The organism is Sphingorhabdus sp. (assembly GCF_044239665.1).
In the GTDB taxonomy this organism is placed as follows: Bacteria; Pseudomonadota; Alphaproteobacteria; order Sphingomonadales; family Sphingomonadaceae; genus Sphingorhabdus_B.
In genome coordinates this window covers 1-14,735 of the sequence record NZ_JBIIBA010000026.1, presented here as the reverse complement: position 1 = coordinate 14,735, position 14,735 = coordinate 1, and the positions used below count along the sequence as shown (strand labels likewise).

Here is a 14,735-nt window from a genome sequence, read left to right as displayed (position 1 = left end):
AAAACCGGATGAGGCCTCTTTAACGAACGACGCTGTCGCTGTCATGAACGATTTTCGTGATTGCGGCGCGGCGCGGGTCCATGCAACCGACTAGGGCCCAAAGCACTGTTGCGCGAATGACACAGCTTTGCAATAATATCGACATTTATACCCAATTTGTTGCGCGAATACTGGATTTCCGCCAAAGGCACACCAACCCAGAGGGACTCCGTCGCGCGTCGCGTGTTTTTAACGCGTGCTGTGATCGTGGAAAAGCTGGGGAGTTGAACAGCCATTGGTTGCCGGGAAACCGTCCGTCTTTGGCCTTTTAAAAGGGGCTATACCGTGAAAAACACACGTATCAGCAATTTGAAATATGCAGCGGCACCGCTGGCATTGGGCTTGGCGTTGATCTCAACGCCTTCGTTCGCCCAAGATGCGGCAGCCGAAGAAGAGGCGGCAAGCGAGATCATCGTTACCGGTTCGCTCATTACCAATCCGAACCTAGAGCGTTCGGCTCCGGTGAACGTAACCACCTCCGAAGAAATGGAACTGCTTCAGTCCAACTTGGCCGAAGAAGTTCTGCGTGAAATCCCAGGCGTTGTTGCGTCGATCGGTTCTGCGGTCAATAACGGCAACGGCGGCGCGTCCTACGTTAACCTGCGTGGTATCGGTTCAAACCGTAACATCGTATTGTTGGACGGTGATCGTATCGTGCCTGCTGGCTTTGGTGGTCAGGTCGATTTGAACAACGTTCCGCTCGCTTTGGTTGAGCGCGTTGACGTTCTTACCGGTGGTGCATCCACGACTTACGGCGCTGACGCTGTTGGTGGTGTTGTTAACTTCATTCTGAAGAATGATTTCTCCGGTTTAGAAGCGCAAGTTTCGCAGCAGCTTACCGAGCAAGGTGACGGCAATGTTTTCCGCGCTGACGTGACAATCGGTGCAAACTTCGACGATGGCCGCGGTAACGCGGTGTTCGGCGTTGGCTATCAGCAAGCTGATGCTGTGTATCAAGGTGCGCGTGATGTATCACTAGATACCCTTGAAACTTACAGCGGCACAGCACTTGGTTCAGGCACGGCATTCCCGTCGCGCTTCTCGGGCACGCGCCGCACCGGCGCAACCGGCGCACCAGTAGCTGAATCCTTGTTTACCGGTCGGACTCCTCCAACTGCGGCAGATATCACTGCTGGTTTCCTTCTTGGTCGTCCTATTTATGAGACGAACCCTGCAGGCGGCGTCAATGGCGGAACTAACCAGATCAACGACGCTGGTCAGATCGTTCCCACCTTCTCAACGTTCAACTTCAACCCATATAACGTCTTCCAGACGCCGTTCGAACGTTACAACATGTTCGGTCAGGCACGTTACGAAGTCAGCGATGCGGTCGAAGTATACACGCGCGGTTTGTTCTCAAAGAACACTGTAAACACGATCATCGCACCATCGGGCGCGTTTGGCATCGGCGTGAACATTCCTTTGAACAACCCGTTCTTGCCGGCTACTGCACGTAACCAGTTCTGCGCATTTGACGTTAACCCACGTCCTGACATCTACACACCGCGCTTTACACAAGCGCAGTGCGATGCTGCTGCTAACCCCAGCCTGCGTCCTGGATCGGCCGGTTATCTTGAAGTTGGAACGGGCGGCGCGTCTGCAACTGCTACGACATCCGGTAACGGACTTGCGGTAGCGCAAGCATGGCAGCCATTCGACCTCAACAATAATGGTGTGATCGAAGCTGGTGAAGGTTTCAACCCTAACCCGCAGACAACTTTTGCCCGTCGCGCAATCGAAGCTGGCCCACGTATTTCGGAATATGTCACGACCGTATTCGATTACCGCTTAGGTGCCCGTGGTTCGATCACCGACGCAATCGACTGGGATATCACAGGTGCCTATGGCCAAAGTGAAAATATCCAGACGATTAAGGGTTACACCTTGAACTCGCGTTTCCGTCAGTCGCTTCGTGCCGGCGGAACAGCAGCAGCACCCGTCTGCTTCGACACATCCAATGGATGCGTTGCAGCAAATGTGTTCGGCACCATTCAGCCAGAAGCAATTCCGTTCTTGGTTCAGGAAAGCACCAGCTTTACGAAAACATCGCTTGCACAAGTCAAGGGAACCGTCAGCGGCGACGCGGGCTTTACCAGCCCATTTGCTGAAGATTCCGTGGCATTCGCAGTCGGCGGTGAGTTCCGTAAATATACCGCCCGTCAGGGCGCTGATGCGCTTGCAAAAGGCGGCGATCTTGGCGGTGCCGGTGGTGCGACCCCGAGTATCCAAGGTGGCTTTGACGTGTATGAAGCCTTTGGTGAAGTTGTTGTACCAGTGGTCAGCGACAAGCCATTCTTTAACAGCCTGACTGTTGAAGGCGGCCTTCGTTATTCGTCATACACTGTCGATGCAAAAGGCAACCCATCGTTCAACACCACAACCTTTAAGGCTGGTGGTACTTGGGAGCCAGTCGAAGGACTTGCAATCCGTGGTAACTTCGCGCGTGCCGTTCGTGCGCCGAACATTGGTGAACTATTCTCACCAGTGAACACGGGATTGACCAACCTTGGTACTGATCCTTGTGCGACGTTGACGACGGCTGGCGCTGTGTTGCCAGGACGTCCGGCAACTGGTCCAACCGGTGAACTTCGTGCCGTCTGCTTGGCGCAAGGTGCCAGCTTGGGCAACATCAACTCGATTCCTCAGCCTAACGCAGGTCAGGTGAACTCGACTGGTGGTGGTAACATCAACATTAAGCCTGAAACGTCGGACAGCTTCACCGTTGGTGCGATCTTCCAGCCTGCAATCATTCCTGGTTTCAGTGCATCGATCGATTATTACAACATCAAGGTGACCGAGTCGATTTCGTCCCCAACACCTGGTGACGTCATTGCGGCTTGCTTTGGATCGAACGTATTCAGCCCAGCTGCTGGAGCATCGACCACAGCAGCTTGTACCAGCATTCGCCGTAGCCCGGCCGATGGCGGTCTGAGCGGTGATCCGAACGTATTCACTGGCCTGCCTTCGGTTCTGTCGAACGCGGGTGCTCTTGAAACTGACGGCATCGACTTGATCTTGAACTACAAGACTGATCTGACCGACAAAATCGGTTTGGCATTGTCGTTCAACGGTAACTACACCTTCAAATCGACGTTCAACGCGTTCGTGCTCAACCCAGATTCCGTCAATCGTGATTGCACCGGATATTTCAGCACCAACTGTGGTTCACTGCAGCCAGAATATTCATGGTCGCAGCGTACAACAGTGTCGTACGAGAATATCGACGTGTCGTTGTTGTGGCGTCACCTGTCTGCGATGGAGCAAGAGCCACTTGACGTGGCTGACGGTGGTGCGTTCTTCAACGGAACGATCGGGGCATCGATCCCGGGCGTTGGTGGTCGGACGGTTAACATGGGCAAGATCAAGTCATATAATTACTTCGATCTCTCAACCCGTCTCAATGCCAGCGAAAATCTGACCATCACGGTTTCGGTTCAGAATTTGTTGGACAAGGCTCCACCATTGACTGGTAACAATGCTGGTTCGACAACGTACAACAGCGGTAACACCTTCCCATCGACATATGATGCGTTGGGACGTCGCTATGCTGTAACGGCAAAGCTGCGCTTCTAATTTGAAGAGCATATAAGGAAACAAGGGGGCGGGCAGCAATGTCCGCCCCTTTTGTATGTCAGCCATAATGTTAAAAGGAAAAGGCCCGGTCAGCGCCTGTGGCTAGCCCGCCGCGTCAAAAGCGCAGCGCATGCTCCAACGTTAGTGGGATGTCGGCAGATTGGGCAACGGCTTCGGCCCAAATCAAAATCTTTTCAATTTCGTCGCCATGCGCGGTTTGCGCCAACGCATATTCGGCGCGCCGGTCCTCTGTCCGAAAACTACCGCCAAACTTGCTATGCGTGCCAAAGGCAGGATGCGTGTCGTTTGCAGCGGCATGATCGCCCAGTCCAAAATGCGCGGCTGCAGCCAACAAAGCCTTGCCGGGATTAGCGGTCAGTCGTTCGCTGTCTAGCGTTGCGATCCGTTCCGGCCCGTATTTTCGCGCCATGTCATGAAACAGCTTTTGCTGCGCCAGCCAACCCACCGCCGCGATTTGCAAATCGGTCTGCCGGAAAAAATCACCCGGCTCAAAACCAAGATCAACGATGCCGTCGGCTATTTGCCCTTCCAACAACTCGCGACACCATAGCCGACACCAAAGGCCCTTGCGGGCCACAGACAAAAGAAACACAGAAAGTGGTGCATGCAGAAGAATGGCCTTGCTTGTCGGCCGCATGGCGAGCGAGGCGGACGCAAGCGCATTGAAGATATTGGACGGTTTCACAACGACCGCCAAATCGTCGCCAAAGGGACGTGCGAGCATGTCCAAGGCGTCGCGCAAGCGTTCGCCGACCGCTATTGGTGGCGCGCCGCGACGGCGAAAGCCAACAATGTCGTTCAGCAAAACCGGTTCCTTCAAACCCATTGATTGGCCCGGCAGATCAAACCCGTTGGCGAACATGGTCGATGCACAAAAGGCGGAATGCAGAATAAAATGCAGGCTGGCATTTTGCCCGTTGCGCGTTTTGGCTTCGTGCCGCGATAGGACGAGTGGGCTTGGCTCCACGCCCAGATATTCATCGGTGAGGAAGGTGGCAGCATTGTGCGCTGCACGGCTTACAGGACGCAGATGAAAGGCATCGGCGGATGCATCATAACGATGCGCAAGCCATAAGCCGTCCTTCCATATGTCGTTATTATTGTTCGCCATGACGTCATCGACCTTGCCGTTTCTAACGGTAAATGGCAAGCATTCGCCTTATGAACGAGAGCGCACCACCGGCCGAGGCGGCCCGACTGAATAGCCAAGGCATGCTTGCCCTGCGGGCCGGGAACTTTGCTGAGGCAGAACGCCTGTTCGTGGCGGCCATTATGCATGACTCTCTGTCGAGCGCGCTTTGGCGAAATGTGGCCACCGCGCGGCGCGCGCAAGGCGACGATGATGGCGAAATGCAGGCGCTGGATGCCGCAATAAACATCGACCGCCGGGACTTTATGGGCTGGCTCCGCAAGGCCGAATTGCATGAACGTATCGGTGAAAAAGCCCAAGCGCTGGTCGCGTGGAGCGGCGTCCTTCAAATGGCGGCACAGGCATCAGACCTGCCCCCCGATATTGCGGCTGCATTGCAGAAGGGCCAGGCATTTGTGTCGCAAGCGACGCTTCAAATTGCCGATGCGGTTGGCACGGAACTGGCGCCATTATCTGCGGCCATGAATGCAACAGAGCGTCGCCGCAGTAAGGCATTTGTCGATGTGGCACTGGGCCGCAGACGGACCTATGTGAACATATGCGAAGGCCTATATTATCCCTTCCTGCCGGCGGATGAATTTTTCGATCGCCATCATTTCCCTTGGATGCCAGCGATTGAAGCTGCGACAGACGATATCCGCGCAGAATTAGAGGCGCTGCTGGCCGACCCGGGTGACGCGTTGCGCCCTTATGTTAAGATGGATGCGGGCATCCCTGAAAATAAATGGTCCGCGCTCGACCAGTCACTTGACTGGGGTGCATGCTTTTTATGGGAATATGGGCAACCCAATCAGGCCGTTTTAGACCGCTGCCCGCGCACAGCGGCGGCCTTGGCCAGCTTACCGACGACAATGCTTCCCGGCCGTGCCCCCAGTGCATTTTTCTCCATATTGAAGCCGCATACCCGAATTCCGCCACATACAGGCGTGACCAATACGCGGGCGATTGTGCACTTGCCGCTGATCGTGCCGCAAAATTGCGGATTTCGCGTTGGCGGCGAAACCCGCGAATGGCAAATGGGGGAGGCTTTTGCCTTTGATGACACCATTGAACATGAAGCGTGGAATGAGAGCGATAAGTATCGCGCCGTTCTTATCTTTGACGTGTGGAACCCGCATTTAACTGTCGCCGAACAAGAGGTCATTGCCCGTTATTATACGGCGGCTGACGCGACGGGTTTTAAACTTACGCATTGATTTACGGCATTTTTCGCGTCTTTACTTGCACTGGAAAATGTCTGTGTTAATTGCTCGTCGCCTCTCAACGGAGAAATTGCACATGCGACCAATCCTATTCACAGCCTTAACCATTGGCATCATGACGTCGGCTTTGGCCCAAGCACCAGCTTCCGCGCCTGTAACGGCTCCGGCGTCTGCACCAACATCGCCGGATGGCAAATTGGCCAAAGCCTCCGACAAAGCTTCCGATCCAGACCAAGCCATGCGGTGCCGCACCGTCAGGGTGACGGGTTCACTGGTGAAAAAAGGCAAGGTTTGTAAGACGCTCGCGCAGTGGCGCCAGATGACAGATTCTGGCAATGATCTCGCCCGCCGCTTGGTCGAGGATGGAACTTCACGCCCAGGCGGTCAGTAAAGCTGCTTGGTCCGGCTGCATGCCGGAGAGCGTTCGCGACGCTCAAATTCCGGCCTATGACTATTTAAAAGCATCCTGGTTGCAGGCGCAGGCCACAGCAACCAGAATGCTATCGGCTTCAAGTGCCGCCTATACCGACAATTTTAAAGCCCCATCGCCCTCTTGTACCGTCACCATGCTCCCATCGGGAATGCCGCCGCGCAGGAGCATGTCGGCCAGCGGGTCTTGCAAATAACGCTGAATGGCGCGTTTTAGTGGGCGTGCGCCATAGACCGGGTCATAGCCGACGCGCCCCAGCCATGCTTTGGCCTCGTCTGACAAGGACAGAGCGATCTTGCGATCCTTGAGCAGATTTTGCACGCGCTGCACCTGAATATCGACAATCGGGGCCATATGGTCGGCGCCCAAGCGATGGAACAATATGACCTCGTCCAAGCGGTTCAGGAATTCGGGCCGGAAATGGCCACGCACGATTTCCATGACTTGCGGTTCAACGTCTTTCACATCCTGCCCGTCTTCCAATGCGGCCATATGCTGGCTGCCCAGATTGGAGGTCAGGATGATAAGCGTGTTGGAGAAATCTACCGTGCGGCCCTGACCGTCGGTTAGGCGACCATCATCCAATACCTGCAACAGGATGTTGAAAACGTCGGAATGGGCCTTTTCGACTTCATCAAACAAGACGACTTGATAGGGCCGCCGACGCACGGCTTCGGTCAGCACGCCGCCTTCTTCATAACCAACATAGCCCGGAGGCGCGCCGACCAGCCGCGCGACGCTGTGCTTTTCCATATATTCGGACATGTCGATGCGGACCATCGCATTGTCATCGTCGAATAAGAAAGAGGCGAGCGCCTTGGTCAATTCAGTCTTGCCGACACCGGTTGGCCCAAGGAATAAGAAGGAACCCAGCGGGCGGTTCGGGTCTTGAAGCCCAGCGCGCGAACGGCGAACTGCCTTGGACACGGCTTCCACCGCGTCCTTCTGGCCAATGACGCGCGCGCCGATAAGCTGTTCCATGTTGAGCAACTTATCGCGTTCGCCTTCCAGCATTTTGTCGACGGGAATGCCAGTCCAGCGGCTGACGACGCTGGCAATATCTTGCGCCGTCACCTCTTCGCGCAACATCGCATTGCCCGCAGCAGCCTCTGCGTCCGCCAGTTGCTTTTCCAGCCCGGGTATCGTGCCATATTGCAGCTCGCCTGCCTTGGCGAGATCGCCAGACCGCTGCGCCTGTTCCAACTCGACGCGCGCGCCATCGAGCAATTCTTTGATTTTGGCTTCGGCAGAAATCTTGTCTTTTTCCGCCTGCCAACGCTGCGTCAGCTCCAATGATTGCTGCTCCAGATTGGCAAGCTCGCCCTCCAAATTGGCCAGACGGTCCTTCGACGCCGCATCGCTTTCCTTGCCCAATGCTTCACGTTCAATTTTTAACTGAATGATCCGGCGGTCAAGCGTTTCAATCTCCTCCGGCTTGGATTCAACCTCCATGCGCAGGCGCGACGCAGCCTCGTCCATCAGGTCAATGGCCTTATCGGGCAAGAAACGGTCGGAGATATAGCGATGCGACAGCGTGGCGGCACTTACCAAAGCGCCGTCGGTAATCCGCACGCCATGGTGCAGTTCATATTTCTCCTTTAACCCGCGCAGGATGGAGATTGTATCCTCGACCGTGGGTTCGCCGACAAAGATGGGTTGAAAGCGGCGTTGTAGCGCCGGGTCTTTTTCGACATGTTTTTGATATTCATCGAGCGTCGTTGCACCAATGCAGTGCAGCTCCCCGCGCGACAAGGCGGGCTTGATCAGGTTGGCGGCGTCCATTGCGCCCTCGCCTTTGCCCGCGCCGACAAGCGTATGCATTTCGTCGATGAACAAGATGATGTCACCTTCGGCCTGCTTGACCTCGTCCAGCACGCCTTTGAGCCGTTCTTCAAATTCACCGCGATATTTCGCGCCCGCGATCAACGCGCCCATGTCGAGTGACAGCAATTTGCGATGCTTCAAGCTATCGGGCACGTCGCCATTGGCGATGCGCAAGGCCAACCCCTCGGCAATAGCCGTTTTGCCGACGCCGGGTTCGCCGATCAGCACGGGGTTATTCTTTGTCCGGCGCGCAAGGATTTGGATAGTGCGGCGGATTTCTTCGTCACGGCCGATGACGGGGTCCAACTTTCCGGCACGCGCCACTTCAGTCAGGTCACGGGCAAATTTTTTCAGCGCGTCATAACGGTCCTCTGCACCCGCAGTGTCGGCACTGCGGCCACCCCGCAATGCGTTGATAGCGGCGTTCAACCCTTCGGCCGTGACCGCCGCTGCGGCCAGCGCCTTGCCTGCTGTGCTGGTCTTGGCGAGCGCCAGCGCGAGCAATAGGCGCTCTACGGTGACATAGCTGTCGCCAGCTTTTTGCGCGACCTGTTCGGCGGCGTCGAGCACGCGCACGGCGTCATTGTCGAGGCCTGGGGTCTGCTGCGCCCCGCCACCGGACACGACCGGTACCTTTGCGAGCGCGGCATCCGTCTCGCGCAGCGCCGTCGCCGCGTCGCCGCCAGCGGCCTGGATAAGGCCAGATGCCATGCCCTGCTCATCCTCGAGCAAAGCTTTCAGGAGATGTTCAGGTCCAATCCGCTGATGGCTCATGCGAATGGCGACGGTCTGCGCGCTTTGCAGAAAACCCTTGGCGCGGTCCGTGAATTTTTCGAGGTTCATGCGCTATTTCCTAAATTACCGATGGAGCCTTTGTTCCCAAAGGCTCCATGCCTATTCAGAATGTAGTGCGGCATTTTCGCAACACAAGTGCGAGGGCCATTCCCCGAAAATGCGATGACCCCGATATTATTTCCAATTGCGGGCAAGCGCGTCCAGCAATTGCACGCCCCAGCCCGATGCGCCCTTTGGCGTCACTGGCCCAGCTTTGTCCGCCCAGTTAACGCCGGCAATATCAAGATGCGCCCAAGGAACATTTTTATCGACGAAAAAGCCAACAAAGGTCGCGCCAAGACCTGCGCCGGGGCCGCCGCCCTCAGCAACGTTTTTAATGTCGGCAATGTCGGATTTCATATCATTGAGATAATTTTTATGGAGCGGCATCCGCCACACATCTTCACCCGTTGCGGTGCCCGCGGCGGTAACTGCTGCTGCCAACCGGTCGTCCCGGCTGAATAGCCCTGCATATTCGTCGTTCAATGCGCCAACGATCGAGCCTGTCAGCGTCGCCATGTTCACCAAAGCGCCGGGTTTTTTATTGGCGACGACATATTCATTGGCGTCCGCCATTACCAAGCGGCCCTCGGCGTCGGTGTTGAGGATTTCGATGGTCTTGCCGCTCATTGTGCGCACGACGTCGCCGGGACGCTGCGCATTGCCGCCGGGCATATTTTCCGACAGCGCGGCAACGCCGATCACGTTCACCGATGCCTTTGACTTTGCGAGCGATAACACAGCGCCCATGATGCTGGCCGCGCCAGACATGTCTGCCTTCATCTCCCACATGCCCGCACCGGGCTTGAGCGATGTGCCGCCTGTGTCAAAAGTAATGCCTTTACCGACCATCGCCAATGGCGCGCTATCACCAGCGCCACGATATTCGACGATCATCATCCGTGATGGGCGGCGCGAACCTTGGCCAACGCCGACAAGTGAGCCCATGCCCAATTTGCGCATCATCGGTTCGTCGAGCACTTCAATCTTGACGTTTGCGGTGTTGCCGAAGGCCGCGCGGACCCGCTCCACAAAGGTTTCTGGGTAGATGACATTGGCTGGCTCAGCCGCCAGATCGCGGGACAAGGAAACGCCCTCGGCCAAGGCCGCATGGCGCGACTTCCATAAAGCCTCTGCGCTACCCGCATCGCTGCTGATTATGGTTACAGGGTTCGTAGGCGGCGCTTTGCGGTCCACGGTTTTATAGCGGTCGAACCGATATTGACCCATGGCATAGCCCAAAGCGGCGGCCGCCGCTTCGTCTTGGTTAAGGCCGCCTGTGATGGTGACTGGTTGCGCTTCATCGCGCAAATCCTGTGCAGCCTTGCCCGATGCGTTGCGGATATGGGTGATGCGGTCGCCTTCTTCGCCAACCCCACTCAGAACGATGCGCGCATAATTGCCAATGCCGCGTAGCGACAAGGTGCTGCCTTCTTTGCCTTCAAATTTTGCCGAAGCGATGGCCGCGTTCAATGCTTGCGCCGTTGCCGCATCAACAACATTGGTTGGCAGCGTCGCATCGCGCATCATGATGACCAAAGCGCCCGATGTTGGCGCTGTCGCTGCGAAATTGATTGGCCGGGTCTGCGAATGCGCAGCTGTCGACGGGACTATCCCCGATCCAATGACATCGGCCTGCGCAAATGCAGGGGTGATTGTGGTAGTTGCAAGTGCAAGGGCAAAGAGGCTGCGATGCATAGGGGGACTTTCCTTTCCGTAAATCTTGGTTATGCCGGATATGTACGCAAATGGACCGATGTGACAAGGTCTCATTGCAGGGGGAGAGTGAAATGCGGAAATTTTTGTGGGCGTCACTGGCGCTTGTCGGTGTCGTTGCGGGTGCAGGCGCGCTGTGGGAGCCGTTAGCGGCCACCGGATATGACATGCCAAAGCGCAGTTATGATGTTGAAATTGTGCGCGATGAATTTGGCGTGCCGCACATTAACGGTAAGACTGATGCCGACACCGCTTATGGCTTGGCCTTTGCCCATGCCGAAGATGATTTTTCGACAATCGAAGATGTCGTTGCCATGACGCGCGGGCGCTATGGCGCGCTTGCGGGCTCCGATGGGGCCAAGGTCGATTATGTGATGCATCTGTTGGGCGCGCGGGAGACTGCCGAGACGCGTTATATGGAATTGTCGCCCGAAGTCCGCGCCGTGGCAGAGGCCTATGCCGCTGGCTTGAACCATTATGCCGCAAAACATCCCGAAGAAGTCCGCCTGTCGAAGCTATTTCCTGCAACTGGACAAGATATTGTCACAGGCTTCGTACTGCGCGCGCCCTTTTTCTATGGCCTTGATAGCGCGATTGGCGCGTTGACCGAAGGCAAGCCGCTGCCGAAGGAGAGTGCCGCGTCGATGACACCCATTGGGCGCGATCCGGAAATGAACGGTTCAAACGCCTTTGCGATTGCGCCCAAGCGTATGGCCGATGGCAAGACATGGCTGATTTCCAATTCGCACCAGCCTTATGAAGGTCAGGTGGCGTGGTATGAAGCCGTCACCCATTCGGGTGAGGGGCTGCATATGGCTGGCGCCTTGTTCCCCGGATCGCCGTTCGTGTTACTTGGCCATAACCGTCATTTGGGTTGGACCAATACCGTCAACCGTCCCGACCTTATTGATGTCTATAAATTGGTGATGAACAAGGCTGGCGACCAATATCGTTATGATGGCAAATGGATGCCTTTGTCATCGAAGCGGGTTTGGTTGCCGGTGAAAATAGGCCCGTTCAATCTGCCCGTACCACAGACGATATATCGCTCCATCCACGGACCGGTCATCAAAAATGACAAGGGCTATTTCGCGATCCGCTATGCCGGCATCGACAATGTGAAAGTCGTTGAACAATATTATCGCAACACCAAAGCGACGAATTGGGAGGAATGGACCCAATCGATGGCGATTGGCGGCATTCCAGCGACAAATTTCATTTATGCCGACAAAACTGGCCGCATTGCTTATATTTACAATGCGCTCTTCCCCGACCGAAAGCCGGGCTATGATTATACCAAGCTGCTTCCGGGCGACACATCGGCGGCAATGTGGGCAGGGCCCGTTGGCTTTGCCCGCTATCCCAAGATTGTCGATCCCGCATCTGGCTTTGTCCAAAACGCCAATAACACGCCATTTCTGGCGGCAGGGCCGGGGTCGGAAATGGATCCTGCGGCATATTCGCCTTATTTGGGCATTGAACTGGGCATGACCAATCGCGGCTTGCGCGCAACAGAGTTGCTGGCCGCTGATAGCTCCATCACGCCGCAAGAGCTGCTCGCGATTAAAATGGACATGATCTACAGCAAGAAAAGCTGGGTCGGTGCGTGGATGGCGTCCTTTGCTGCGCTGGATTTGAAAGACGCGCCGGAGCTTGCCGAAGCACAAAAGCTGCTGGCGAGTTGGGATTGGTCAAGCGATGGCAAAGGCCGTGCGGACGCCTTGGCCGAACGCATCATCCGCTTTGGCGCGCGGCGAAATTGGCGTGGCGAAAAAATGCCCGATCCCCGTGAAACGTTGCAGGAGGCCGTCACAGAGTTCAAAGAGCGCTTTGGCCGCATCGACCCGCCATTGGGCGACATTCAGCGCCTACGGCGCGGCGAAGTCGATTTGCCGATGCTGGGCGGCAGTGACGCCTTGCGCGCCACAACGATATGGGATGCAGAGCAAGCCGATGGCAAAATGCGCGTCCGCCATGGCGATAGTTACATCATGCTGATGCGATGGGACAAGGACGGCAAGGTGCAATCGGAATCGATCCAACCTTATGGTTCGGCGACGACCCGCCCCGAATCCCCGCATTATACAGACCAGATGAAATTGTTCCTCGCGGGCGGTTACAAGCCGGTACATTTTGAATGGGCTGATGCCGTCCAGAACGCAAAGCGCCGTTATCGACCCTAAACGCCGTTTGTCGAAAATTCTTCGGCATTACATTGTGTTTGCCCGTGTCGTCGCTATCTTCAGCGGCAGTGATTTTTAGCTATAGGAGCAGATTATGATCCGTAAATTAACGCTCGCCCTTATGATGTCGGGCTCGGTGCTCGCGGCGCAGGCACCCGCCTTTGCGCAATCAGCGGCGCCCGTTTCGAAATTGGTGGAAGCGGTCAATATTCCGCATGAAAAATTCACCCTCGACAACGGCCTGACGGTTTTGGTGCATGAAGACCGCAAGGCCCCCATTGTTGCCGTGTCCATCTGGTATGGCGTCGGATCCAAGAATGAGCCAAAGGGCAAAACGGGCTATGCCCATTTGTTCGAACACATCATGTTCAACGGCAGCGAAAATGCGCCGGGCGATTATTTTGAATATACCAAGAAAATCGGCGCGACCGACCTGAACGGGACCACATGGTTGGACCGCACCAATTATTTCCAAACCGTGCCGACCACGGCGCTGGAATCTGCATTGTTCCTTGAAAGCGACCGTATGGGCTTTTTGCTCAACGCCGTGACGAAGGAAAAGCTTGATAACCAGATTGGCGTTGTTTCCAACGAAAAGCGTCAGGGTGACAATCAACCATTTGGCTTGGTCAGTTACAAGCAATCAGGGACATTATTCCCCGCAGGGCACCCTTATCATCATAGCACAATCGGCAGCCTTGAAGACCTGTCGGCGGCTTCGCTGGATGATATGAAAAACTGGTTCATCGACCATTATGGCCCCAATAATGCGATTTTGGTTCTGGCCGGTGACATCAATGCGGCCCAAGCAAAGCCTTTGGTGGAAAAATGGTTCGGCAGCATCAAGCGCGGCAAGCAAGTTGCGCCGGTGAATGCGCCTGTGCCAACGCTCGAAAAAGACATTAAAATCGTCATGAAGGACAAGGTGCCGACTACGCGCATCTATCGCAATTGGGTGGTGCCAGGCCTTGCCGACCCCGATGCCAATGCATTGTTCATCGCGATGAGCGCGCTTGGCGGCCTATCGAGTTCGCGTCTGGATAATATTTTAGTGCGTCAGGAACAGAGCGTGGTGGGCGTTTCTGCTTATCTCATTCCTTTCGTGCATGGCAGCTTGGTCAACATTCAAGCGGACGTAAAGCCCGGCGGTGATGCCGATGCGGTGGCCAAGCGTCTGGATGAAATCTTGGCCGATTATATCAAAACCGGCCCAACCGCCGAAGAAGTGCAGCGCGTTGCCGCAAGCAACATTGCCCAGCAAATCGACGGTCTGGAACAAGTCGGCGGCTTTGGCGGCAAGGCCGTCGCTTTGGCCGAAGGCGAACTATATGTGGGGGATTCTTCCTTCTACAAAAAGGAATTGGAGCGTCTTGCATCGGCAAAGCCAGAAACGGTGAAAGCCGCGATGCAGAAATGGCTGACGCGCCCAGTGCTTGAAATTCGCGTCGAACCCGGTGAGCGCGAAGCCTATAAAGAAGTTGCAGCAGGATCGGGCAGCCGCACCGGCACGTTAACGGCACCTGCATTTTATGCGCCTCCTGGGGCCGACGATGTATCCGTGCCGGCGCCAATGGCTTTTCAGGATCGCAGCAAATTTCCTGAACCGACAGGCACGCCTGCGCTTGATTTCCCGACAGTTGAAGAAACAACCTTAAGCAATGGCATTAAAGTGTTCTTTGCGCGCCGCGCCGCGGTGCCAACCGTCCGCGTCGCGGTTAGCTTCAATGCGGGCTATGCGGCGGACCCAGCCGACAAACGCGGCA

Annotated in this window: 8 protein-coding genes; 5 read left to right on the top strand and 3 right to left on the bottom strand. The window is 55.9% G+C overall.

Annotation, left to right across the window (positions count from 1 at the left end; genetic code table 11):
* Nucleotides 1–324: 324 nt before the first annotated feature.
* On the top strand, nt 325–3,612 hold the full coding sequence (locus tag ACILP3_RS08420; protein ID WP_395616211.1) for a TonB-dependent receptor domain-containing protein: 3,288 nt from the start codon (nt 325–327) through the stop codon (nt 3,610–3,612).
* A gap of 115 nt (nt 3,613–3,727) precedes the next feature.
* On the opposite strand, the gene ACILP3_RS08415 is transcribed toward ACILP3_RS08420, so the two are convergent.
* Entirely contained in the window at nt 3,728–4,783 is a 1,056-nt protein-coding gene (locus ACILP3_RS08415) for a hypothetical protein (RefSeq protein ID WP_395616210.1), read from the bottom strand.
* Between the two features lie 11 nt (nt 4,784–4,794).
* Between ACILP3_RS08415 and ACILP3_RS08410 the strand changes: the two genes are divergently transcribed.
* Nucleotides 4,795–5,979: an aspartyl/asparaginyl beta-hydroxylase domain-containing protein gene (locus ACILP3_RS08410; protein ID WP_395616209.1), complete on the top strand. Its 1,185-nt coding sequence runs from the start codon at nt 4,795–4,797 to the stop codon at nt 5,977–5,979.
* Between the two features lie 82 nt (nt 5,980–6,061).
* On the top strand, nt 6,062–6,376 hold the full coding sequence (locus ACILP3_RS08405) for a hypothetical protein (protein WP_395616208.1): 315 nt from the start codon (nt 6,062–6,064) through the stop codon (nt 6,374–6,376).
* Between the two features lie 129 nt (nt 6,377–6,505).
* On the opposite strand, the gene clpB is transcribed toward ACILP3_RS08405, so the two are convergent.
* Nucleotides 6,506–9,082 (bottom strand): ATP-dependent chaperone ClpB, encoded by a 2,577-nt coding sequence (gene clpB / locus ACILP3_RS08400; protein ID WP_395616207.1) that lies wholly within the window; start codon nt 9,080–9,082, stop codon nt 6,506–6,508.
* 126 nt (nt 9,083–9,208) lie between these two features.
* Entirely contained in the window at nt 9,209–10,771 is a 1,563-nt protein-coding gene (locus ACILP3_RS08395) for a leucyl aminopeptidase (RefSeq protein ID WP_395616206.1), read from the bottom strand.
* Nucleotides 10,772–10,863: 92 nt separating this feature from the next.
* Here ACILP3_RS08395 and ACILP3_RS08390 point away from each other — a divergent pair, with 92 nt between their 5' ends.
* Together ACILP3_RS08390 and ACILP3_RS08385 are read left to right on the top strand one after the other, a co-directional pair.
* Nucleotides 10,864–12,972, top strand: coding sequence for a penicillin acylase family protein (locus ACILP3_RS08390; protein ID WP_395616205.1), 2,109 nt, complete (start codon nt 10,864–10,866; stop codon nt 12,970–12,972).
* Between the two features lie 94 nt (nt 12,973–13,066).
* A partial coding sequence (locus tag ACILP3_RS08385; RefSeq protein ID WP_395616204.1) for an insulinase family protein occupies nt 13,067–14,735 on the top strand: 1,669 nt, incomplete at its 3' end.